The sequence below is a fragment of the Streptomyces sp. NPDC014861 genome (assembly GCF_043081625.1).
Classification (GTDB): Bacteria; Actinomycetota; Actinomycetes; order Streptomycetales; family Streptomycetaceae; genus Streptomyces.
In genome coordinates, this window is sequence record NZ_JBIBWV010000003.1 from 182,281 (window position 1) to 203,127 (window position 20,847).

The following is a 20,847-nucleotide window of genomic DNA, read 5'->3' on the forward strand; positions in this document are numbered from 1 at the left end:
CCCGCGCGCCGGAAGTGGGCAGGCTGGTGCCTCGGACCGGCTCACGGGCGGGCGGGGAGAGGACACCATGATGGAGGCGCGGACGACGGGCCACGGGACGAACCGGGCCGCGCGGCTGTGGGCGAGGCTCGCCCTGCTCGCGGCGGCCGGTTCCCTGGTCGTGCTCGGCCTGGCCGTCGGCGAGGGCGGGCTGACAGTGATCCTGGCCGGGTTCCTCGGGATCGTGCTCTGCGCCGCCGGCGTGTGGTGGCTGGTCGCGCACCGGGGCGCGATGCGGCTGCTCGGGGTGCTCGTCGCCGTCGCGGCCCCCGTCGGCGTGCTCGTCCTCTTCGCCCGCGACGGGCTCTGGCTGACGGCCCTGGCCCTCGTCCTCTGCTGGGGCGTCGCTCTGGCCTGCGCCCGGGCCGCCCTGCGCAGGTCGCGCCCGCCCCGACCGACACGGGCCGTGCCCGCGACGCCGCTGGCCCGGCCCGTCCTCATCATGAACCCGAAGTCCGGAGGCGGGAAGGTCGACCGCTTCGGCCTTGTCGAACGGGCGGAGGCGCTCGGCGCGCGTGTCGTCCTGCTCGACCCGTCCGCGCCGGCCGATGTCGCCGAACTGGCCCGGGAGGCTGTGGCGGACGGGGCGGACCTCCTGGGCGTGGCCGGCGGTGACGGCACGCAGGCGCTGGTGGCGGCGGTCGCGGCCGAGCACGACCTGCCGTTCCTCGTGGTTTCCGCCGGCACCCGGAACCACTTCGCGATGGATCTGGGTCTCGACCGCTCCGACCCGGCGCGGTGCCTGGACGCGCTGACCGACGGCGAGGAGCTGCGGGTCGACCTCGGCGACGTCGACGGCCGGCCCTTCGTCAACACCGTCTCCTTCGGGGTCTACGCCGATGTCGTCCAGCGCCCCGAGTACCGCGACGACAAGGCCGGTACGGCCCTGGCCGTCATGCCCGACCTGCTCGTCGGCGAGGGCGTGCGCCGACTCGACGCGCGGGTCGACGACACGGAGCTCTCCGCCCAGCAGGCGCTGCTCGTCAGCAACAACCCGTACATCTCGCCGGACGAGCTGAGCGGCGGCGGCCGCCGCCCGCGGCTCGACGACGGCGAGCTGGGCGTGCTCGGCATCCGGGTGGAGGACGCGGCGCAGGCCGCCGACCTCGCCGTGCGGGGCTCGCAGTCCTCGGGCCTGACCGTCCTGTCCGCCCACCGCGTCGAGGTGACCTCGGAGGACGAGGAGATCCCGGTGGCGGTGGACGGCGAGGCGCTGCGGATGCCCACGCCGGTGGTGTGCACACTCCGCCCGCTCGCCCTGCGGGTCCTGGTCCCGCGCGACCGCCCCGGCGTCGCGCTCCCCACGCCGCCGGTGCGGTGGCGGCGGATCTTCGACCTGGCCTTCGGACGTACGGTCGCGGGCACGGGAGCGGGCACCGACACGGGAGCGGGCACAGGCACCGACACGGGCAGCGGCGAGGGAACCGGCACCGGTTCCCGGTCCCGTCCCGGTGGATCGTCCGGCGGGTCCGGCGCTGCTCCGGAGGGGTAGCGCGCAGGGGACCGGCGTCTACCGTACGCACATGACGACCGCGCTCTCCTCCTTCGCCTTCGTGCGCCACACCGACGGCCTCCGCCACCTCTTCACCCGCGACGGGGAGCACCACGGCCGCGCCGCCTTCCGCAGGACCGACGGGGCCGTCCGGTGCGTCTGGTCGCCGGCGGAGGGGTGGCACTGCGCGATCGGCGGCGGCCTCGTCACCGCGTACCCGCTCGACGGGCGTGCCGACGGCCCCGAGCCGCCGGCGGGAGTCTGGCGCAGCTTCAAGGGCGACCGCTCCTACCTCTACGACCTGCGGGTCCACGACCCGGAGGCCTGACGGGCGGTCGAGGAGCGGCGCGCGACCGGGGCCCGGACCGGGGTGACGAAAATTCCTTCGACATCCGTCCCCGAGATCGGGGAGGCTGCGCGCGATGACCAGAATCGACGACACACCGCCCGCGTGGGACGAGCGCAGCCAGCTCACCACGTTCCTCGACTACGCACGCGACACCGCCCGCGCCAAGTGCGACGGCGTCTCCGCGGAGGACGCCCGCCGGGCCCTTCTGCCCGGCTCTCCGCTGATGACCATGAGCGGACTCGTGAACCATCTGCGCTGGGTCGAGTACTACTGGTTCCAGGTGGTCTTCCTGGGCCACGAGGACGAGGGTCCCTGGACGGACGAGGACCCCGACCGCGAGATGCGCGTCGCGGTCGACTTCCCGCTCCCGCGGCTCCTCGACGAGTACGCCGAGCAGAGCGCCCGTCATCGCGCCCTCGTCGCCGGACACTCCCTCGACACCCGCGCGCAGCGCCCGGTCCGGAGTGGTGTCCACGTCGACCTGCGCTGGATCCTGCTCCACCTCACCGAGGAGACCGCCCGCCACAACGGCCATCTGGACATCCTGCGGGAGATGCTCGACGGCACGACCGGCTAGACGCGTCGATCACGAGCGTCGCCGACGCTCGTGATCAGCACACCTGAGGCCGGTACACGAACCCGTTCAGCGGGGCGAGGACCTTCCAGCCGAGTGTTTCGTACAGTGCTCGGCCCGGGGCGGTCGCGGCCAGGAGACCCGAGGCCGCCCCGCGCTCGACGGCGGCCCCGGTGAGCGCGCCCATCACGAGCGTGCCGAGGCCGAGGCGCCGGTGCGCCGGCTCGGTGACGATCCGGTCGAAGACGCAGACGTCGCCGGTGAGTCCGGCGAGTCCGGCCGCGGCGGGCTCCCCGCCGGCGCTGTGGACCCGCACGGAGGCGACGCCGCCGGCGACCTCGACATCGACGGCGTACCCCTCCGGCGCGCGCACACGCGCGGGGCGCAGCGGGGCGGCCATGAGGAAGCAGGGCTCGACCGGCTCCCAAGCGGACGTGAACCAGGGCCGCATGGCCTCGGACGTCATGAACGCCTTGACGCACGTGGTGGGTTCGGCGACGGCCCCGATCAGCCCGCGTACGGCGGCGTCATCGGCCCCGAGCAGCACGTGCCGCACCACCTGGGTGGGCTGCCCCACCTCGACCCGCAGCCCCCAGGGCACCTCCACCGGCGCGGCCACCCGCCGCGCGACGGCCCACCCCTCCACCCACGAGCGCCCTGTCTCCCGCATGCGTTCCCCCTCGCCGTCCGCCCTCGCGGGCCGTTCGCCCACCAAGCTACTTCGCGGTGGCCGCGGTGCGGGGGCGCAGGGCCAGGGCGAGCAGGGGACCGGCCGCCAGGAGGAGGGCGAGGACCGCGTAGCCGAACGTGAGGGTCGAGACCGTGGCGACGGCGGCCACGAGGAGCGGGCCTCCGGCGTCGCCGAGTTCGCGGCCGAGTTCGGCCGATCCCATGGTCTGGCCCATGCGTTCCTCAGGGGTGGAGGCGGCCAGGGCGGCGAAGCCGAGCGGGGTGATGAGGCCGGTGCCGGTTCCGATGAGCGCAGCGGCGAGGAGGACGCCGGCCAGGCCGGGCAGGGTGGCGGCCGCGAGGCCCGCGGCGGTGACGAGGAGGCCGGTGAGCAGCCCGGTGCGGGTGGTGAGGCGTCCGGCGTCGAGAGCGCGGCCGGCCCGGGGCTGGACGACGGCGGCGGTCGCGGCGAGGACGGAGACGGCGGCCCCGGTGGCGACGGTGCCGAGTCCGGCCGCGGCTCCGGTGACGGGCAGGAAGCCCACGCCGACCGAGAGGGCGGCCGTGGCGGCGGCGAGCGCCGCGGTGGGGGCGAGGAAGGAGCGGTCGGCCAGCCGTCGGGCGAGGTCGGCGACGGTCTGCCGCTCGCGGGGCAGGGGCGGTACGGCGGGTACGGCGAGCGCGGCCCAGACGGCGACGGCGGCGGCGCAGAGCGCCATGACCGTGAACAGCAGGCGCAGGCCGCCGGCCCAGACCAGCAGGCCGCCGAGCAGCGGGCCGAGGGTGTAGCCGAGGGATTTGTGGAAGCCGTACGAGCCGAAGGCACGGCCGCGTCTGGCGCCGGGGTTGAGGCGGGCGACCATGGCGGACGCCGAGGGGGAGAAGGCGGAGGCGGCGGCGCCCTGGCCGAGCCGGGCCGCCCACAGCCAGCCTGGGCTGTCGGCGACGGCGTACAGGGCGGAGGCCGCGGCGAAGGCGACGAGGCCGCCGAGAAGGACCGGCTTGCCGCCGACGCGGTCGGCGAGCGAGCCGAAGACGGGTTTGAGGAGGACCTCGGCGCCGTCGTAGAGGGCGAGCAGTCCGCCCAGGACGAGCAGGGAGGTGACGGCGTCCTCGGAGAAGCCGCCGAGGTTGGCGGCGATGCCGTGGGCGCCGAAGGCGGTGGTGAACCCGGCCGCGTACAGGGGCCACATGGCCCGTCGCGGTGCGGCGCCTGCCGGAGCGGGGGGCATCAGTCGGTCCTCGATTCCCACGGTCGAGAATGTAGCAGGCGTTACACACGTGGACCATCCGTCCGCGAACCGGATCGCGCGACTGCCGCCAGGGCAGCTCGGTGCCCTCCGCGCACCGGTGGGTGCCGCCCGAGGTCAGCGGCGAGCCGTGAGGCGGCCGCGCCGGATGCCGTAGGCGGCCGCTCCGAGGGCCAGCACCGCGGCGCCCGGGACCACCGAGGAGAGCGGCAGGGCGAAGGCCAGGACGAGGCAACCGGCCAGCCCGAGGACGGGGACGACCCGTGCGGGGCGGCCCTCCTCCGGGGTCAGGGTCCACGCGGAGGCGTTGGCGACGGCGTAGTAGGCGAGCACGGCGAACGACGAGAAGCCGATCGCCCCGCGCAGATCGGCTGTGGCGGCCACCGTCGCCACCACCGCGCCGACCGCGAGCTCGGCCCGGTGCGGCACCTGGAACTTCGGGTGGACCGCGGCCAGGCCGTGCGGCAGGTGACGGTCACGGGCCATGGCCAGAGCCGTACGCGAGACGCCCAGGATCAGGGCGAGCAGCGAGCCGAGCGCGGCCAGCGAGGCGCCGACGCGGACGACGGGGACGAGCGGGTCTGCGCCCGCGGCTCGTGCGGCGTCCGACAGGGGCGCGGTGGACTCGGCCAGCCGGTCCGGGCCGAGCGTGATCAGCACGGCGACGGCGACGGCGGCGTACACGGCCAGCGTGATGCCCAGGGCCAGCGGGATCGCCCGCGGGATCGTACGGCCCGGGTCGCGCACCTCCTCGCCCAGGGTGGCGAGGCGCGCGTAGCCGGCGAAGGCGAAGAAGAGCAGGCCCGCCGCCTGGAGCACCCCGCCGACGCTCGTGCCGGAGCCGACGTCCAGCCGCGCGGCGTCCGCCGACCCGGAGGTGAGGGTGACGACGACCAGGGCGGCGAGCACCGCCAGGACCGTGGCGACGATCACCCGAGTGAGCAGCGCGGACTTCCGCACCCCGGCGTAGTTCACCGCGGTCAGCGCCACCACGGCGGCGACCGCGACCGCGTGGGCCTGGTCCGGCCACGCGTAGGAGCCGACCGTCAGGGCCATCGCGGCGCACGAGGCGGTCTTGCCCACCACGAAGGCCCAGCCCGCCAGGTGGCCCCAGAAGTCCCCCAGCCGTTCGCGCCCGTAGACGTAGGTGCCACCCGACGCCGGGTACCGGGCCGCGAGCCGGGCGGAGGACGTGGCGTTGCAGTAGGCGACCGCCGCCGCGATCGCGAGGCCGATCAGCAGCCCGGAGCCAGCCGCCCGCGCCGCCGGGGCGAGCGCGGCGAAGACGCCGGCACCGATCATCGACCCCAGGCCGATCACGACGGCGTCGAGCAGGCCGAGGGTGCGCCGCAGCTCCTGGGCACCGCCGGCGGCCGATGGCTCGTTCATGGACGCGTCCCGCCTCCGGGCAGTTTTACGGGGGTTCTGGACACCTGTGCGTGCCCGGGTCGGCGTACGAGGCCGGGTATCGGGCTCACGGGGTCGCCTCGTCGGTGCTGTGGAGCGCGGTGAAGACCTCCTCGGCGTAGTCCTCGCACACCGCCACGCACTCGCGGAGGCGGGTGCCGGCCTCGGCGGCCTCCGGGGCGCCGAACACGTCGCGTGCGGTGAGGTCGCGGTGCCAGCGGCGCAGCCGTTCCAGGCTCTGCTCCTCCTCCTCCTCCAGCTCCGCCAGCGTGAACTTGGCGTTGCGGATCTCCTTGGCGATCTCGTCCTCGAGCTTGCCGCAGTCGGCGAGGAACTCCGCCCACTCCTCCGAGCGCGCGGCGGTGAACATCGCCTCGAAACGGCTGGCGTCCTCGGCGGTGCGACCGGCCGCCCGGAGGGTGACGGCCTGGCCCCCGGCGCCGTCCGCCAGGGCCAGCGCGCGCCGCACGCCGTCCGCGAAGACCGGTACGTCCGGCACCGCCCAGACGCCCTGCCCCAGGGAGAGGGCCCCGATCTTGCGCAGCTCCCGCCACACCGCGACACGATGCCGGGACGGGTCCGCGGGCAGCTTGATCACCAGGACCAGCCACGGAACTGTCTTCTCTGCTCTCGTCACAGAGGCGAAGCTATCAAGCGTCACATCTCCCGGCGTGACGGGACCGGAGCGGTGCGCGAGCGGTCAGGGCGGTCGGCACCTGCCCTGTCGGGGAGGAAAGTTGAGGCTTCGAGGGGTCGATTTGCACTTTTCGCACGGGTGTTGACTTCTCTACCGACCGGTACGGATGATCTCGGCCATGGCCGCTACCCCGGATGCCCTTCCGAAGTTCCCGCCCGGTTTCCTGTGGGGCGTGTCCACCGCCGCCCACCAGATCGAAGGGGCCGTCTCCGGGCGGTTGCCGTCCGTCTGGGACGCGTTCAGCGCCGAGCCCGGGCGGATCAGGGACGGGTCCACGGCGGAGGTGGCGTGCGACCACGTGGCCCGCTACCGGGAGGACGTGGCGCTCGTGCGGGACCTCGGGGTGGACGCGTACCGCTTCTCGATCTCCTGGCCGCGCGTCCTCGCGCCGGGAGGACTGGACTTCTACGACCGGCTGGTCGACGAGCTGTGCGCGCAGGGGGTGCGTCCGGTGCCGACCCTCTTCCACTGGGACCTCCCGCTGGCGGTCGAGGAGGCGGGCGGCTGGCTGGAGCGCGACACGGCCTCCCGCTTCGCCGCGTACGCGCAGACCGTCGCGGAGCGGCTCGGCGACCGCGTGAAGAAGTGGATCACCCTCAACGAGCCCGCCGAACACACCCTCCTGGGGCACGCCCTCGGCGAGCACGCCCCCGGCCGGAAACTCCTGTTCGACGCCCTGCCGGTCGCCCACCACCAGCTCCTCGCGCACGGCCTCGCCGCCGGCGCCCTGCGCGCGGCCGGCGCCACCGACATCGGCATCGCCAACTCGCACGGACCGACCTGGCCGGCCTCCGCGGATCCGGCCGACGCCGGCGCCGCCGACCTCTACGACATCATCCTCAACCGGCTCTTCTCCGACCCGCTGCTCCTCGGCCGCTACCCGGACGGGTTCGGCGAGCTCATGCCGGGCGCCGACGTGGCCGCCGACCTCAGGCTCATCTCCGAGGGCACGCTCGACTGGTACGGGATCAACTACTACCAGCCGACGAAGGTGGGCGCGCCGCGCGCCGAGGACGTGGAGTTCTCCGGCCTCACTCTCCCCGCCGAACTGCCCTTCTCCGTCCGGGAGATCGAAGGACACCCGCTGACTGACTTCGGCTGGCCCGTCGTCCCGGACGGTCTGACCGAACTCCTCACCTCCTTCCGCGACCGGTACGGCGACCGGCTGCCGCCCGTCGTGATCACCGAGAACGGCTGCGCGTACGAGGGCGTCGACGACCAGGAGCGGATCACCTACCTCGACGGGCATCTCCGGGCGCTGCACCGGGCCCTGGAGGCGGGCGTCGACATCCGCGGCTACTTCGTGTGGTCGCTCATCGACAACTTCGAGTGGGCCGAGGGCTTCACGAAGCGGTTCGGGCTCGTGCACGTCGACTACGCGACCCAGGAACGCACCCCGAAGGCGTCGTACGGCTGGCTGCGGGACGCCCTGCGGGCCCAGCGGGCATGACCGCCCTCGCCCTGGAGGAGCCGGCCGAACGGGTCGGACGCGGCTGGACGGCCACGCTGTCGCTGGCCAACGGCGCGATATGGGTCGGCTGGTACGGGCCGCTGCAGATCCTGCTCGCCCAGCAGGCCGAGGGGTTCGCGCCCGGCTCCGGCCTGTCGAAGGAGTCGCTGCTCGCCTGGGTGACCGGCGTCGGCGCGGTGGTGTCGCTGGCCGCGAACCCGCTGTTCGGGGCGTTGTCGGACCGCACCGTGTCCCGCCACGGGCGGCGCACGCCGTGGATCGTGGCGGGGTCGGCCGGCGGCGCGCTCTCCCTGCTGCTGCTCGGGGCGGCGGACGCGGTGTGGATGCTCTTCGTCGGCTGGTGCCTGGTGCAGCTGACGCTGAACGCGGCCTTCGCCGCCGTCACCGCCGCCGTGCCGGACCGGGTGCCGCGCGGCCAGCGCGGCGTCGTGGGCGGCTGGCTGGGTGCCGCGCAGATCCTCGGGGTGGTCGCCGGCACGGGTCTCGCGACGGCCGTCGGCGGGATCGGCGCCGGATACGCGGCCTGCGCCGTGTTCACCCTGCTGGGCGTGGCCCCGTACGTACTCCGCCACCCGGACCTGCGGCTCGACGCCGCCTACCGGCCCGCCTGGTCCTGGCGGCGCTTCGCGGCCGGGTTCTGGCTGAGCCCGCGCGCGTACCCCGATCTCGCGTGGGCCTGGCTGACCCGCTTCCTGATCAACCTGAGCAACGCGCTCGTCCTGCTCTACCTCTTCTACTACCTGCGCGACCGGCTGCACCACCCCGATCCGGGCACCGGGGTGCTGATCCTGACGGCGGTCAACGGCGTCACCCTCCTCGCCACCGTGGTCGCCGGCGGGGTCTGGTCGGACCGGATCGGGCGGCGGAAGCCGTTCGTCCTCTGGTCCGGTGTCCTGATGGCCGCGGCGACCGGGATGCTGGCGGGGTGGCAGACGTGGAACGGGGCGCTGGTCGCCGCCGCCCTCCTCGGGATCGGATTCGGCGTCTTCACCTCCGTCGACTTCGCGTTGATGACCGACGTCCTGCCGACCGCCCACGACCGCGGCAAGGACCTCGGCGTCATCAACGTGGCCAACGCCCTGCCCCAGGTGGCCGCCCCCGCCCTGGCCGCCCCGCTCGTGACCCACCTGGGCGGCTACCGGGCGCTGTACCTGGTCTCCGCCGCACTGGGGCTGGCCGGCGCGGTCCTGGTCAGGCGGATCAGGGACGTGGACTGACGACAGGCGCTAGCCGGCCCGCCGTCGGTGGAGGTGGCCGTCGAGGGGGAAGTCGGGTGGAGTGGCGGGCAGCGTGCGGTCGTAGGCGTAGCCGCACTTCTCCGCGACGCGGCAGGACGCCTCGTTGTCCACCTGATGGAGGGCTTCGAGCCACAGCAGGCCGTCGTCGGCGAAGGTGTCCACGGCCCACGTGGTGAGGGCGGCCAGGGCCCGGGGGGCCACACCCCGGCCACGGGCGCGGGCCGCCGTCCAGTAGCCCACCTCGGCGGAGGGCCTGCCGGGGGCGAGGTTCTTGAGGACGGTCCCGCCGACGAGGAGCGGGGACGTGCCGTCCCCCGTCACCTCCAGGACGGCGAAGCCGAACCGCAGGCCCCCGGCCCAGTCCCGCTCCTGCCCCCGGATCCAGCGCGCCCCCTCGTCCTCGCGTTCGAACGACAGGCTCGTCCAGCGGCGGAGGGCGGGATCCCCGGAGATCCCCACCAGGGCGGCGGCGTCCTCCGCGCACCAGGGCCGGAGAACGAGCGCCGGAGCGCGCGGAGTCGGGGCCACGTGGAGCGTCACAGGTGCTTGCATCGCTCGATCGTACGCGGCACCCCGCCCGCCGACCGGGTGGTTCGGCGGGATGAACGGCCGTCCACCGGACCGGTGGCCCGGGCGGCGGCCTCTACGGTGCGCCGGGCAGCAGGACCGTGACCAGGAGACCGCCGGCGGGGCGGGGGACCAGGGAGAGCGTGCCGCCGTGGGCGCGGACGATGCTGTGCACGAGCGCGAGGCCGAGGCCCACGCCCGCGTGCTCGCCGGTGCGGACGCGTTCCGTCCCCCGCTGGAAGGGCTCGGTGAGGGTCGGTACCAGCTCCGGCGGGAGCGGGGCGCCCGAGTTCTCGACCCGGATCTCGCTGACGCCGTCGCGGGCCCCGGTGCGGACCGTGACGGTGCCGCCGGACGGCAGGTTGTGCACGACCGCGTTCTGGACCAGGTTCGTCACCATCCTCAGCAGCAGCTCGGGGGAGCCGGAGGTCCAGGCGGCCGCGCCCGTCACGTCGAGCGCGATCCCGCGCCGCTCGGCGAGCGGGAGCAGCGTCTCGGCGGCCTCCTCGGCGACGAGGGAGAGGTCGACCCGGTCGCGGCCGACGAGTCCGCGGTCGCTGCGGCCGAGCAGCAGCAGCGCCTCGGTCAGGCCGATCGCGCGCGTGTTGGCGGTGCGCAGCCGCGCGAGGAGCGCGTCGCGGTCCTGGGCGGGATCCTCGCGGGCGAGGTCGAGCAGCGCCTGCGAGACGGCGAGCGGGGTACGCAGCTCGTGGGAGGCGTTCGCGGCGAACCGCCGCTGCTCGGCGACGTGCGACTCCAGCCGGTCGAGCATGGAGTCGAAGGCGTCGGAGAGCTCGCGGAACTCGTCCTCCCGGCCCTCCATCCGGATCCGGTGGGAGAGCGAGCCGGTCCCGGCCGTCCGCGCCGCGGCCGTGATCCGGGTGAGCGGCGCCAACATCCGGCCCGCGAGCAGCCACCCGCCGACGAGGCCGAACACGAGGAGGAAGCCCATCGCCACCGCCGCCGCGGGCGCGAAGGTCCGCACCAGCAGGTAGCGGTTCGGGGAGACCCCCAGGAGGCCCTGGGAGTTGTCGGGGACGTACCGCAGCAGGAACCCCCACACGACCGCCAGCAGGAGGGCGCCCGCGACGGTCAGGAAGCCGGCGTAGCTGAGGGTGAGCTTCAACCGGACGCTGAGGCCGGGGCGCCTACCCACCCGCGGGCTCCGGGCCCGGCGAGCCGGTGTCGATGCGGTAGCCGACCCCCGGCACGGTGGCGATGATCCACGGCTCGCCCAGCCGTTTGCGCAGGGCGGAGACGGTGATGCGGACGGCGTTGGTGAACGGGTCGGCGTTCTCGTCCCACGCCCGCGCCAGCAATTCCTCCGCGCTCACGACCCCGCCCTCGGCGGCGACCAGGACGTCGAGCACAGCGAACTGCTTGCGCGTCAGCGCCACGTACCGCCCGTCACGGAAGACCTCCCGGCGGAACGGATCGACGCGCAGGCCGGCCAGCTCGCGGACCGGGGGGCGCGCGTACGCCCGCCTGCGGTCGAGCGCCCGCAGCCGCATCACCAGCTCCCGCAGCTCGAACGGCTTCGTGAGGTAGTCGTCGGCGCCGAGCGCGAATCCGGACGCCTTGTCGTCGATCCGGTCGGCAGCCGTCAGCATGAGGATCGGGATGCCGCTTCCGGACGCCACGATCCGGCGGGCGACCTCGTCGCCGGACGGCCCCGGGATGTCGCGGTCGAGCACGGCGAGGTCGTAGGCGTGGACGGCGAGCAGTTCCAGGGCGGTGTCGCCGTCACCGGCGATGTCGGCGGCGATCGCCTCCAGCCGGAGACCGTCCCGGACGGCCTCGGCCAGGTCCGGCTCGTCCTCCACGATCAGTACACGCATGCCGGAAGCCTAGGGCCTGCCTTCGGACCCCGGTCCGCCGCGCGGCGCCACCAGCGGCGGGACGCGAGCCCGGCCAGGACGGCGCCGGCGGCGTTGACGAGGACGTCGTCGACGGACGACACCCGGTCCAGCCGGAGGACGTACTGCGCGGTCTCGACCAGCACCGAGCAGCCCGCCCCGAGCGCCAGGATCCTCGGCACCGACGCCAGGGCCGCGTACCGCATCGGCGCGAAGAAGCCGAGCGAGGCGAAGACCAGCAGATTGCCGCCGATACCGAGCGGGCCCATGGTGACCAGGTCCCGCAGGGGTACGAGGCTCACCCGCGGCGGCGCCACCCCGGCCCCGCCGCCCGGCATGAGCGTCAGCCACAGGAACGGCACCGTGCCGTGCACCATGCCCACCTCGGCCAGCGACCTCCGCCACGGGTCCGCGACCCCGGCGCCCCGTCGCACCCGCGCCAGGCCCCACGCCACCAGCAGGGCGACCGGCACCGTGACCAGCGTCATCAGCACCACGCCGTTGAACGTGCCCAGGCAGTGGTCCCACCGCCCGGCCACGCACGCGGGCGCGGACATCAGGAGCGGCCCGCGCAGCGCGTACAGGGCACCCGCCAGGCCCAGGAACGCCAGGCCCGCCCCCACGGTCGCGCGGGTGCGGCGTAGCGGGTCCGGCGGTGCGGTGTCGTCGTTCATGCGCCCATGGGACACGGCGGGGGGTTGCACCGACGTATCCGCTTTCCGATACGCCGGCGATAGGCGCCCCGTCCTCCCACACCGCCGGACGCGGCGCGCGTCAGCGCAGCCGGCGCGCCCGCAGCACGATGTCGTGGTGGTGGTGCGCGCCGGCGCCGCCGTCGGGCGCCACGCGGGGACGCTCCTCGTCCACCTCGACCCGCCAGTCGTCGCCGAGCAGCGCGGAGACCATCGAGGGCCAGACGTAGTCCGCGGGGTCGAAGCCGCTGTCCTGCTCCGCGTGGTGCTCGTCCATGCCCGCGTGGTGCACGACCAGCAGCACGCCGCCGGGGGCGACGGCGGCGAGCAGCGCGTGCTCGGCCGCGGCCTCCGGGGTGCGGAGCAGGGCCGGGTACTGGGCGGAGACCAGGTCGAAGGAGGCCGGCGGGAGCGCCGCGTCGGTCAGTCCCGCGTGGACCCAGCGCACCTCCGCACCGGCGTCCCGCGCGTGGACGGCGGCCCTGCGCAGCGCCACGCCCGAGACCTCCAGGGCGGTGACGTCCCAGCCGGAGCGGGCGAGCCAGATGGCGTCCGCCCCCTCGCCGCAGCCGACGTCGAGCGCCCGGCCGGGGGAGAGGTCGGCGACCTCCGCGACCAGGGCGCCGTTGGGCTGCCCGCTCCACAGCCGTTCCCGCTCGGCGTAGCGCGCGTCCCACTCGTCGCGCACGGCGGGGTCACCGACATAACCGTCGGCGATCGCGGGACTGTCGGAGGAGGGGAGGCGGTCGGCGGCGGGGGCGTCGGTGGCGATGTCATCAGGCATGGGCCCACCGTCGCCCAGCCTTCCGGGCCCGGGCCAGTCCTCTTGCCGAAACGGCAAAACGAGCCCCACGCGCGCACGTCCGGGTCGCGGCCCCGGCACGTCCCGGGGCGGTCGACCCAGGGACCCGCGTCGCGGGGCGGACGGGAGTTCGACGCCAGGACCTAGGGTCGGGCCATGACCGACGACGCGCTGCGGATCACCGTGCTCGGCTCCGCCACCCCCTTCCCCCGACCGGGGAACGCCTGCTCCGGCTATCTCGTCGAGGGCGGTGGCGCCCGGGTGTGGGTGGACGCCGGAAGCGGCACGCTCGGAGAGCTCCAGAGGTACGCCCACCTCGGCGAGATCGACGCGATCTGGATCTCCCACCTGCACGCCGATCACAGCGCGGACCTGCTCACCGCCTACTACGGACTGCTGTACGCGGGGCTCGAACTCGCCCTGCCCGTGCCTCTCTTCGGGCCGCCCGGCACCGCCGACCGGCTCGCGGCCTACCTCACCAACGGCCCCCGACGCAGCCCCGTCGAGCGGGCCTTCGCCTTCGAGGAACTGGCCGACGGGCACGTCGCCGCCGTCGGCGGACTCACCCTGCGGGCACGGGCCGTCGAACACGGCATGCCCGCGTTCGCGCTCCGCGTCGAGGACGCCGGGGGCCGCTCGCTCGTCTACTCGGGGGACTGCGAACCCTGCCCGGCGCTCGTCGAACTCGGCCGGGACTGCGACCTCTTCGTCTGCGAGGCCGACGGGGAGGCCGCCGGACACCACTCGGCCGCGCAGGCCGGGCGGAGCGCCGCCCTGGCGGGGGCGCGGCGGCTCGTCGTGACCCACGTGGGGCCCGGGACGGAGCCGTCCGAGGCGGTCGCGCGGGCCGCCGCCGGATTCCCGGGGGAGGTCCGGCACGCCGACCCCGGCGCGTGCTTCAGGGTGTGAGGCGCGCGGCTCTGGTCACGGTCTTGGCTACAGGCGTCCGAGTCTCCCGGCCCCTGCTCAAAAGGGCGTCCGAGTCTCTCAAGGGCGTCCGAGCCTCAGGGCCCCGGCTCCAGGAGCCCGAGCCTCAAGGCCCCGGCTCCAGTCGTCCGCGTCTCACGGCCCCGGCTCCAGGCGTCCGAGCCAGGCCGCGAGGAGGGGCTCCAAGGCCTCGGCCTCGTCGGGGGTCAGCAGGTCGAGGAGCCGGCGCTCGTTGCGCATGTGGTCGGTGAAGGCGCGGTCGATCAGCTCACGACCGGGGCCGGTCAGGGCGACGATACGGCCGCGCTGGTCGTCGTCCGCGCGGCGGCGGGCGACGAGGCCGGCGCGTTCCAGCCGGTCGATGCGCTTCGTCATCGCGCCCGTCGTGACCATGGTGTGCGCGGCGAGCTCACCGGGGGCGCGCTCGAAGGGGGCGCCGGCCCGGCGCAGGGCGCACAGGACGTCGAACTCCCCCTCGCCGAGCCCGTACCGGTCGTAGACGAGGCGCAGCTCGCCGTCGAGGCGGTCGGCCAGCCGGTGCAGCCGGCCGATGACGCCCTGGGGGGAGACGTCGAGGTCGGGGCGTTCGCGGCGCCAGTCGGCCTGGATGCGGGCCACGCGGTCCCGCGGGGGTGGATCGTCCATGGCCGCCATCATAGCTTCCGTGGAAGATATATATTGGCTTCCATGGAAGCCAATCGCTGGGTCGTCCTGACCGCCGTCGCGCCGGTGGCCTGGGGGGCGAACTACTTCGTCACCCACGAGTTCCTGCCCGCGGACAGCCCGTTCTACGGCGCCGCCCTCCGCGCGCTGCCCGCCGGAGCCGTCCTGCTGGCCCTGTCGAGGAAGCGGCCCCGCGGCGACTGGTGGTGGCGCTCCGCCGTACTCGGACTGCTCAACGTCAGCCTCTTCTTCGTCCTCGTGTACGCCGCCTCCCAGCAGCTGCCGACGAGCGTCGCCTCCACGGTCATGGCGGTGTCGCCGCTGGCGATGATGCTCATCGCGTGGGCGCTGATCGCGGAGCGGCCCGGTGCCGCCCACCTGGCAGGGGCCGTCGTCGGCCTGACGGGAACGGCCCTCATGCTGCTCACCGGGGACGGCACCGTCAGCACCGGCGGGATCCTCGCCTCCGTCGCCGCCATGCTCGTCTCGGCCTTCGGCCACATCCTCGCGAAGCGGTGGAGCACCGACGTCGACGTGCTCGCCTCGACCGCCTGGCAGCTCACCGCCGGCGGCCTGCTCCTGCTCCCGCTCGCCGCGGTCGTGGAGGGCGCGCCGCCCGCGCTGTCCCCCTCGGCGCTCCTCGCCTTCGGATACGTCTCCCTGGTCGCCACGGCCCTGGCCTTCACCGCCTGGTTCGCCGGACTGCGGCACCTGCCCGCCGCGACCGTGGGCCTGCTCGGGCTGCTCAACCCGGTGACGGGCGTCCTGCTGGGCGTGGCGGTCGCCGGGGAGACGCTGACCCTCCAACAGCTCGGCGGCCTGGGGCTCGTCCTCTGCGGCGTCGTCCTCGGCAGACCGGGGCGGGCCGGGCCCCGACGCGGCGGACGCGCCCCCGGACCGCCCTCCGCCTCCGACTCCCGCGCGCTCCCGGGGCCACGGCCCACCGGCCGGCCTCCCGCCGGATGACCACGGCGCGGACGGAGGCGGCGAACGCCTCGGGCGCCCGGACCGACGGGGCCGAGGGGACCGCATGGGCGTGGCGGCGGTTGTGGGGACCGCATGGGCGTGGCGGCGGCCGAGGGGACACCGCCGGTCCGATCGGCCGAGGCCCAGGAACCGCGAGCACCCGTAGGCCGGTCTCCCCGCCGTCCCGCCACTATCCTCGTCCGCTGTGACCGGCTCCCAGCGGCTCCCGCTCCTCTTCCTCGACGTCGACGGCCCGCTGATCCCGTTCGGCGCCGATCCCGGCCGGTATCCGACCTTCGCACCGGCCGAGCGCACACTCCACGGCGCCGACGTGAACCCGCTCCTGTCGAGGATCGACCCGGCGCACGGAGCCCGGCTCGCCGCGCTGCCCTGTGAACTGGTCTGGGCGACCACGTGGATGGACGACGCGAACACGTGCGTCGCCCCGGTGCTCGGGCTCCCGCCGCTCGCCGTCGTCGCCTGGCCGGAGCCGTCCGACGCCGACGCCGAGGACGACGGGCGCGAGGGACTCCACTGGAAGACCCGTCCGCTTGTCGCCCTGGCGGCGGGCCGGCCGTTCGTCTGGATCGACGACGAGCTCACCGACCGGGACCGGACCTGGGTCGGCGCCCACCACCCGGGCCGCGCCCTGCTCCTGCGGGTGGACGCCCGCGTCGGCCTCACGGACGTCGACTACGCGGCCTGCGACGCGTGGCTGCGCAGGGAGGGGGACCGGCCGGCCTGAGCGGCGGAGGACCGTCAGGCCTGTGCCGCGGCGGCCCGCGGTACGAGGAGGGGCGCCGCGGTGGCCGCGAGGACCTCCTCGACGGTGACGCCCGGAGCCCGTTCGACCAGGGCGAAGCCGTCGGGGGTGACGTCCACGACGGCGAGGTCGGTGATGACGCGCTGGACGACCGCGCGGCCCGTCAGCGGCAGACCGCACGTCTCGACGAGCTTCGGCGTGCCGTCCTTCGCGGTGTGCTCCATCAGGACGATGACCCGCCCGGCGCCGTGGACGAGATCCATCGCCCCGCCCATGCCCTTGACCATCTTGCCGGGGATCATCCAGTTGGCGAGGTCGCCCGCCGACGACACCTGCATGGCGCCGAGCACGGCGGTGTCGATGTGCCCCCCGCGGATCATCCCGAAGGACAGGGCCGAGTCGAAGAAGGAGGCGCCGGGCAGGGTCGTCACCGTCTCCTTGCCCGCGTTGACGAGGTCCGGGTCGAGTTCGTCCTCGGTGGGGTACGGGCCCACGCCGAGGATGCCGTTCTCCGACTGGAGCACGACCTCTACGCCCGGCGGGAGGTGGTTGGGGATGAGCGTGGGGAGCCCGATGCCGAGGTTCACGTAACTGCCGTCGGTGAGTTCCCGGGCGGCGCGGGCCGCCATCTGCTCGCGGGTGAGGGTCATCAGGCGTCGCCTTCCTGTCGGACGGTACGGCGCTCGACGCGCCGCTCTGCGGCGGGGTCGCCGGGCGTCACCCGGACCACGCGCCGGACGAAGACGCCGGGCAGGTGGACCTCGTCGGGGTCGAGCTCGCCCGGTTCGACGAGGTGGTCGACCTCGGCGATCGTGACCCGCCCGGCCATCGCGGCCAGCGGGTTGAAGTTCCGCGCCGAGGAGCGGAAGACGAGGTTGCCGTGGCGGTCGCCGACGGTCGCCCGGACCAGCGCGAAGTCCGTCGTGATGCCCTCCTCCAGGAGGTACGGTCGCCCGCCGAACTCCCGCGTCTCCTTCGGCGGGGACGCCACCGCCACGCTGCCGTCCGCCGCGTACCGCCACGGCAGCCCGCCCTCGCCGACCTGCGTCCCCGTGCCCGCCGGGGTGTAGAAGGCGGGGATGCCCGCGCCGCCGGCCCGCAGCCGCTCCGCCAGTGTCCCCTGCGGGACGAGCTCGACCTCCAGCTCGCCGCTCAGGTATTGCCGGGCGAACTCCTTGTTCTCGCCCACGTACGAACTCGTCATCCGGGAGATCTGCCCCGCCGCGAGCAGCAGGCCGAGCCCCCAGTCGTCGACGCCGCAGTTGTTCGACACGATCCTCAGAGCGTCGACCCCCCGCTGCCACAGGGCGTCGATCAGCGTGCCGGGTATCCCGCACAGCCCGAAGCCGCCCACCGCGAGGGAGGCGCCGCCGGGGATGTCGGCCACCGCCTCCGCCGCGCTCGCGACCGTCTTGTCCAGACCCATACGGACCCTTTCCCTCGGGCGACCGGGAGACCTCGCAGGTCAGCGCCGGTGGCCGATACGACCGATGGGCAGCGAGCCTAGGCAGGCGCCCCCCGGCCCGCCCATGGCTGCCGTCCACACACCGACCCCGGGGGAGATGGTGACGACCACCTTCCCCGGGTCGCCCCCCGCCCTCGGAGCTGGAGCGTCCCCCGACCCCGGGACACGGTCCGCCCCTCGGCCTCCGGACCCGGTCCGCCGCGCATCCGGTCCGCCCCCGGTCCCCGGATCCGGCCCACCGCGGACCCGGTCCGCCCCCCCAGGCCCCTGGACCCGCCCCGCTCCGCCCCGGCCTCCGGATCCGGTCCGCCCCCGACCCATGGACCCTGTCCGGCCCCGATCCCCGGGCACGAGACCGTCCGTGGGCGCGCCGGAGGCGGATGGTGCCGCCCACCACCACCGGACGGCCAGGAATGGGCGATACGCCCATGTGTCGGGCCGAAACGGCGTCGTAGCCTCTCGCGGGTCCCCGCAACCCGACCCCACGGAGGCACCCCGTGCGACTCTCGCCCGGCTCCCCACCCCGCGCCCCGCGCCGCAAGGCTCTCGCCGCCCTGGCCCCGCGCCGCAAGGCCCTCGCCGCCCTCGCCGTCGCCGTCCTGGCGGTCACCGCCGTTCCGGCGGCGGCCGTACCCGGTCCCACCGCCCGGGGAGGCGACGCCGGTCACTGCGCCCGCGTGCACCAGCTCCGCGTCCCGGGCGCCGAACTCCAGCGGGCGGCCTGTCTGGACGAACTGACCACGGCCGGCACCGTCGCCACCGGACACTCCGACCCGGCCGACTGGGCGGGACTCACCCCCAAGGACCTGCCCGTCCCCACCGGCGTCCCCGGCATCCAGATCGACGGCTACTTCCCCGACACCTCCACCACCAACACCAACCACGGCTGGAACCACGACGCCCAGTTCGTCATCCGCCTCCCCGACCGGTGGAACGGCGGCCTCGTCGTCGCCGGCACCCCCGGGAACCGCGAGCAGTACGCCAACGACCGGGCCATCGCGGACTGGGTGCTGGCCCGCGGCTACGCGTACGCCGCCACCGACAAGGGCAACACCGGCCTCGCCTTCCACCGCGACGGCCGCACGCCCGGGGACGCCGTCGCCGAGTGGAACGACCGCCTCACCCAGCTCACCCGCGCCGCCCGGTCGGCCGTCGCCCAGCGCTACCACCGGCCCCCGGCCCGCACCCTCGCCACCGGCATGTCCAACGGCGGCTACCTCGTGCGCTGGCAGCTGGAGAACCATCCCGAGCTGTACGACGGCGGCGTCGACTGGGAAGGCACCCTCTGGCGTGCCGACGGCCCCAACCTGCTGGACTTCTTGCCCAAGGCGCTGCGCGCCTACCCCGTGTACGCGGCCGGCGGCGACGGCGCCGAACAGGCCCGCCGCGACCTCCACGCGGCCGGCTTCCCGGCCGGCTCCGAGTTCCTGTGGCCGTACCACCACCAGGTCTACTGGGACCTCACCCAGCGCATCTACCGCGAGGAGATGGACCCCGGCTACGACGGCGCGACCGAGGCCGGGACCCCGTACTGCGCGACCGGCACCCCGGGCTGCGACACCGACTACGACTACGCGGCCAGGCCCGCCGAGGTACGCCGGGCCGTCGCGAAGATCGCCCTCACCGGCCGCATCGGCAAGCCCCTGATCACCCTTCACGGCACCCTCGACACGCTCCTGCCGATCGGCGAGGACTCCGACGTCTACGCCCGCATGGTCCGGGACGCCGGCCGGGGGCCGCTGCACCGCTACTACCGCATCGAGGGCGGCACCCACACCGACTCGCTGTACGACGTCTTCCCCGACCGGCTCAGGCCCCTCGCGCCCTGCCACCGCAGCGGCTTCACGGCCCTGGAGAAGTGGCTCTCCCAGGGCACCCGCCCGCCCGGCTCCAAGACCGTCGCCCTGCTCGCCGACGCGGACCCCGCGACGCTCGTGAACCACTGCCCGCTCGGCCGCTAGCGGCCGTCGACGGCGGGGCCGGCGACCGACGGCGCCGGGCCCCGTCCACCGGAAGTGGTGGACGCCACCACAGGAACGCCTCACTTTGTGGTGACCTCGTCCATGGGAGGGCCCCGGGGCGCTCCCTACTGTTTCCCGCCATGATGAACACATTTCCCACCCCGACCGTCCTGCCGGCCGGCGCGGCGACCGACCTGAGCGGACGCACCGCGCTGGTGACCGGCGGTGGCGGCGGCATCGGCCGGGCCTGCGTGCTGGCCCTGGCGGAGGCGGGGGCCACCGTGCACGTCGTGGACCGGGACGGCGCCGCCGCCGAGGCGGTCGCCGAGGCCGCCGGCGGAGTGGCGCACGTGGCCGACCTCGCGGACCGGGCCGCGATCGACCGCCTCCCGGCCGACGTCGACATCCTCGTCAACAACGCGGGCCTCCAGCACGTCGCCCCGCTCACCGAGTTCCCCCCGGAGCGCTTCGAGCTCATCCAGAAGGTGATGGTCACCGCCCCGTTCCTGCTCATGCGGAGGACGCTGCCGCACATGTACGGGCGGGGCTGGGGCCGTGTCGTCAACGTCTCCAGCGTCCACGGCCTCCGGGCCAGCGCCTACAAGGCCGCCTACGTCGCCGCCAAGCACGCCCTGGAAGGGCTCAGCAAGGTCGCCGCGATCGAGGGCGCCCCGCACGGCGTGACCAGCAACTGCGTGAACCCCGGATACGTCCGCACCCCGCTGGTCGAGGGGCAGGTACGGGACCAGGCCGCCGCCCACGGCATCAGCGAGGGCGACGTCCTGTCGAACGTCATGCTGGCCCGCTCGCCCGTCAAGCGGCTCCTGGAGACCGAGGAGGTCGCCTCCGCCGTCCTGTGGCTCTGCGGCCCGCACTCCGGCTACCTGACGGGCGCCTCCCTGCCCCTCGACGGCGGCTGGACCGCGGGCTGACCCCGCGCGCCCCGCCCCATTCCGCGCTCGCCCGGTCCCCGCCGTCTCCGGACGCTCGCGGAGTCCG

Annotated in this window: 22 protein-coding genes; 10 read left to right on the forward strand and 12 right to left on the reverse strand. The window is 74.9% G+C overall.

The features are described from left to right. The first annotated feature begins 67 nt into the window (after positions 1-67). From ACF1BN_RS07555 to ACF1BN_RS07565, 3 genes are all read left to right on the forward strand, one after another. Positions 68-1,531, forward strand: a complete 1,464-nt coding sequence (locus ACF1BN_RS07555) for a diacylglycerol/lipid kinase family protein (protein WP_392330646.1) — start codon at positions 68-70, stop codon at positions 1,529-1,531. Between the two features lie 31 nt (positions 1,532-1,562). Continuing rightward, the gene (locus ACF1BN_RS07560; protein ID WP_392330647.1) at positions 1,563-1,859 is read left to right on the forward strand and encodes a hypothetical protein; all 297 of its coding nucleotides are present in this window, start codon (positions 1,563-1,565) and stop codon (positions 1,857-1,859) included. A 94-nt stretch (positions 1,860-1,953) separates the two neighbouring features. After that, on the forward strand, positions 1,954-2,457 hold the full coding sequence (locus tag ACF1BN_RS07565; RefSeq protein ID WP_392330648.1) for a DinB family protein: 504 nt from the start codon (positions 1,954-1,956) through the stop codon (positions 2,455-2,457). A 34-nt stretch (positions 2,458-2,491) separates the two neighbouring features. Here the strand turns inward: ACF1BN_RS07565 and ACF1BN_RS07570 are convergent, their stop codons facing one another. The 4 genes from ACF1BN_RS07570 to ACF1BN_RS07585 all read right to left on the reverse strand — a co-directional run bounded on the left by ACF1BN_RS07570 (position 2,492) and on the right by ACF1BN_RS07585 (position 6,417). Continuing rightward, positions 2,492-3,124 carry a GNAT family N-acetyltransferase gene (locus ACF1BN_RS07570; RefSeq protein ID WP_392330649.1) on the reverse strand — a complete coding sequence of 211 codons (633 nt, stop codon included), beginning with the start codon at positions 3,122-3,124 and terminating at the stop codon, positions 2,492-2,494. Positions 3,125-3,170: 46 nt separating this feature from the next. After that, entirely contained in the window at positions 3,171-4,316 is a 1,146-nt protein-coding gene (locus ACF1BN_RS07575) for an MFS transporter (protein ID WP_392331005.1), read from the reverse strand. A gap of 174 nt (positions 4,317-4,490) precedes the next feature. Next, a complete protein-coding gene (locus tag ACF1BN_RS07580; RefSeq protein ID WP_392330650.1) occupies positions 4,491-5,762 on the reverse strand; it encodes an APC family permease in 1,272 nt (423 codons plus the stop codon). 85 nt (positions 5,763-5,847) lie between these two features. After that, the gene (locus ACF1BN_RS07585) at positions 5,848-6,417 is read right to left on the reverse strand and encodes a Chromate resistance protein ChrB (protein ID WP_392330651.1); all 570 of its coding nucleotides are present in this window, start codon (positions 6,415-6,417) and stop codon (positions 5,848-5,850) included. Positions 6,418-6,583: 166 nt separating this feature from the next. On the opposite strand from ACF1BN_RS07585, the gene ACF1BN_RS07590 reads away from it, so the two are divergent. Both ACF1BN_RS07590 and ACF1BN_RS07595 read left to right on the forward strand, forming a co-directional pair. Then, positions 6,584-7,927, forward strand: a complete 1,344-nt coding sequence (locus tag ACF1BN_RS07590; protein WP_392330652.1) for a GH1 family beta-glucosidase — start codon at positions 6,584-6,586, stop codon at positions 7,925-7,927. Further along, the gene (locus ACF1BN_RS07595) at positions 7,924-9,165 is read left to right on the forward strand and encodes an MFS transporter (protein WP_392330653.1); all 1,242 of its coding nucleotides are present in this window, start codon (positions 7,924-7,926) and stop codon (positions 9,163-9,165) included. The genes ACF1BN_RS07590 and ACF1BN_RS07595 overlap by 4 nt, the downstream gene beginning before the upstream one ends. 9 nt (positions 9,166-9,174) lie before the next feature. Here ACF1BN_RS07595 and ACF1BN_RS07600 read toward each other — a convergent pair whose 3' ends face one another. The 5 genes from ACF1BN_RS07600 to ACF1BN_RS07620 all read right to left on the reverse strand — a co-directional run bounded on the left by ACF1BN_RS07600 (position 9,175) and on the right by ACF1BN_RS07620 (position 13,085). Then, positions 9,175-9,738 carry a GNAT family N-acetyltransferase gene (locus ACF1BN_RS07600; RefSeq protein ID WP_392330654.1) on the reverse strand — a complete coding sequence of 188 codons (564 nt, stop codon included), beginning with the start codon at positions 9,736-9,738 and terminating at the stop codon, positions 9,175-9,177. Positions 9,739-9,829: 91 nt separating this feature from the next. Then, entirely contained in the window at positions 9,830-10,909 is a 1,080-nt protein-coding gene (locus ACF1BN_RS07605) for a sensor histidine kinase (protein WP_392330655.1), read from the reverse strand. Next, positions 10,902-11,591, reverse strand: coding sequence for a response regulator transcription factor (locus tag ACF1BN_RS07610; protein WP_392330656.1), 690 nt, complete (start codon positions 11,589-11,591; stop codon positions 10,902-10,904). The genes ACF1BN_RS07605 and ACF1BN_RS07610 overlap by 8 nt, the downstream gene beginning before the upstream one ends. Continuing rightward, the gene (locus ACF1BN_RS07615; RefSeq protein WP_392330657.1) at positions 11,579-12,283 is read right to left on the reverse strand and encodes a VanZ family protein; all 705 of its coding nucleotides are present in this window, start codon (positions 12,281-12,283) and stop codon (positions 11,579-11,581) included. The genes ACF1BN_RS07610 and ACF1BN_RS07615 overlap by 13 nt, the downstream gene beginning before the upstream one ends. Before the next feature lie 100 nt (positions 12,284-12,383). Further along, positions 12,384-13,085, reverse strand: a complete 702-nt coding sequence (locus ACF1BN_RS07620; protein WP_392330658.1) for a class I SAM-dependent methyltransferase — start codon at positions 13,083-13,085, stop codon at positions 12,384-12,386. Between the two features lie 174 nt (positions 13,086-13,259). Here ACF1BN_RS07620 and ACF1BN_RS07625 point away from each other — a divergent pair, with 174 nt between their 5' ends. Continuing rightward, positions 13,260-14,012, forward strand: a complete 753-nt coding sequence (locus ACF1BN_RS07625; protein WP_392330659.1) for an MBL fold metallo-hydrolase — start codon at positions 13,260-13,262, stop codon at positions 14,010-14,012. Positions 14,013-14,165: 153 nt separating this feature from the next. Here the strand turns inward: ACF1BN_RS07625 and ACF1BN_RS07630 are convergent, their stop codons facing one another. Continuing rightward, positions 14,166-14,675 (reverse strand): MarR family winged helix-turn-helix transcriptional regulator, encoded by a 510-nt coding sequence (locus tag ACF1BN_RS07630; RefSeq protein ID WP_392330660.1) that lies wholly within the window; start codon positions 14,673-14,675, stop codon positions 14,166-14,168. A 42-nt stretch (positions 14,676-14,717) separates the two neighbouring features. Between ACF1BN_RS07630 and ACF1BN_RS07635 the strand changes: the two genes are divergently transcribed. Both ACF1BN_RS07635 and ACF1BN_RS07640 read left to right on the forward strand, forming a co-directional pair. Continuing rightward, entirely contained in the window at positions 14,718-15,659 is a 942-nt protein-coding gene (locus ACF1BN_RS07635) for an EamA family transporter (RefSeq protein WP_392330661.1), read from the forward strand. 205 nt (positions 15,660-15,864) lie between these two features. Further along, positions 15,865-16,404, forward strand: a complete 540-nt coding sequence (locus ACF1BN_RS07640) for an HAD domain-containing protein (RefSeq protein ID WP_392330662.1) — start codon at positions 15,865-15,867, stop codon at positions 16,402-16,404. Between the two features lie 14 nt (positions 16,405-16,418). Here the strand turns inward: ACF1BN_RS07640 and ACF1BN_RS07645 are convergent, their stop codons facing one another. Further along, positions 16,419-17,072: a CoA transferase subunit B gene (locus ACF1BN_RS07645; RefSeq protein WP_392330663.1), complete on the reverse strand. Its 654-nt coding sequence runs from the start codon at positions 17,070-17,072 to the stop codon at positions 16,419-16,421. Next, a complete protein-coding gene (locus ACF1BN_RS07650) occupies positions 17,072-17,848 on the reverse strand; it encodes a CoA transferase subunit A (RefSeq protein ID WP_392330664.1) in 777 nt (258 codons plus the stop codon). Before ACF1BN_RS07650 ends, ACF1BN_RS07645 begins: the two co-directional genes overlap by 1 nt. Before the next feature lie 593 nt (positions 17,849-18,441). Here ACF1BN_RS07650 and ACF1BN_RS07655 point away from each other — a divergent pair. Further along, positions 18,442-19,848: a tannase/feruloyl esterase family alpha/beta hydrolase gene (locus tag ACF1BN_RS07655; protein WP_392331006.1), complete on the forward strand. Its 1,407-nt coding sequence runs from the start codon at positions 18,442-18,444 to the stop codon at positions 19,846-19,848. A gap of 140 nt (positions 19,849-19,988) precedes the next feature. Further along, entirely contained in the window at positions 19,989-20,780 is a 792-nt protein-coding gene (locus ACF1BN_RS07660; protein ID WP_392330665.1) for a 3-hydroxybutyrate dehydrogenase, read from the forward strand. The last annotated feature ends 67 nt before the right edge of the window (positions 20,781-20,847 follow it).

Coding starts and splice junctions, on each gene's coding strand:
- ACF1BN_RS07555 (WP_392330646.1), top strand. CDS start 68: ATGATGGAGGCGCGGACGACGGGCCACGGGACGAACCGGGCCGCGCGG.
- ACF1BN_RS07560 (WP_392330647.1), top strand. CDS start 1,563: ATGACGACCGCGCTCTCCTCCTTCGCCTTCGTGCGCCACACCGACGGC.
- ACF1BN_RS07565 (WP_392330648.1), top strand. CDS start 1,954: ATGACCAGAATCGACGACACACCGCCCGCGTGGGACGAGCGCAGCCAG.
- ACF1BN_RS07570 (WP_392330649.1), bottom strand. CDS start 3,124: ATGCGGGAGACAGGGCGCTCGTGGGTGGAGGGGTGGGCCGTCGCGCGG.
- ACF1BN_RS07575 (WP_392331005.1), bottom strand. CDS start 4,316: ATGTGGCCCCTGTACGCGGCCGGGTTCACCACCGCCTTCGGCGCCCAC.
- ACF1BN_RS07580 (WP_392330650.1), bottom strand. CDS start 5,762: ATGAACGAGCCATCGGCCGCCGGCGGTGCCCAGGAGCTGCGGCGCACC.
- ACF1BN_RS07590 (WP_392330652.1), top strand. CDS start 6,584: ATGATCTCGGCCATGGCCGCTACCCCGGATGCCCTTCCGAAGTTCCCG.
- ACF1BN_RS07595 (WP_392330653.1), top strand. CDS start 7,924: ATGACCGCCCTCGCCCTGGAGGAGCCGGCCGAACGGGTCGGACGCGGC.
- ACF1BN_RS07600 (WP_392330654.1), bottom strand. CDS start 9,738: ATGCAAGCACCTGTGACGCTCCACGTGGCCCCGACTCCGCGCGCTCCG.
- ACF1BN_RS07610 (WP_392330656.1), bottom strand. CDS start 11,591: ATGCGTGTACTGATCGTGGAGGACGAGCCGGACCTGGCCGAGGCCGTC.
- ACF1BN_RS07615 (WP_392330657.1), bottom strand. CDS start 12,283: ATGAACGACGACACCGCACCGCCGGACCCGCTACGCCGCACCCGCGCG.
- ACF1BN_RS07620 (WP_392330658.1), bottom strand. CDS start 13,085: ATGCCTGATGACATCGCCACCGACGCCCCCGCCGCCGACCGCCTCCCC.
- ACF1BN_RS07625 (WP_392330659.1), top strand. CDS start 13,260: ATGACCGACGACGCGCTGCGGATCACCGTGCTCGGCTCCGCCACCCCC.
- ACF1BN_RS07630 (WP_392330660.1), bottom strand. CDS start 14,675: ATGGACGATCCACCCCCGCGGGACCGCGTGGCCCGCATCCAGGCCGAC.
- ACF1BN_RS07635 (WP_392330661.1), top strand. CDS start 14,718: ATGGAAGCCAATCGCTGGGTCGTCCTGACCGCCGTCGCGCCGGTGGCC.
- ACF1BN_RS07645 (WP_392330663.1), bottom strand. CDS start 17,072: ATGACCCTCACCCGCGAGCAGATGGCGGCCCGCGCCGCCCGGGAACTC.
- ACF1BN_RS07650 (WP_392330664.1), bottom strand. CDS start 17,848: ATGGGTCTGGACAAGACGGTCGCGAGCGCGGCGGAGGCGGTGGCCGAC.
- ACF1BN_RS07660 (WP_392330665.1), top strand. CDS start 19,989: ATGATGAACACATTTCCCACCCCGACCGTCCTGCCGGCCGGCGCGGCG.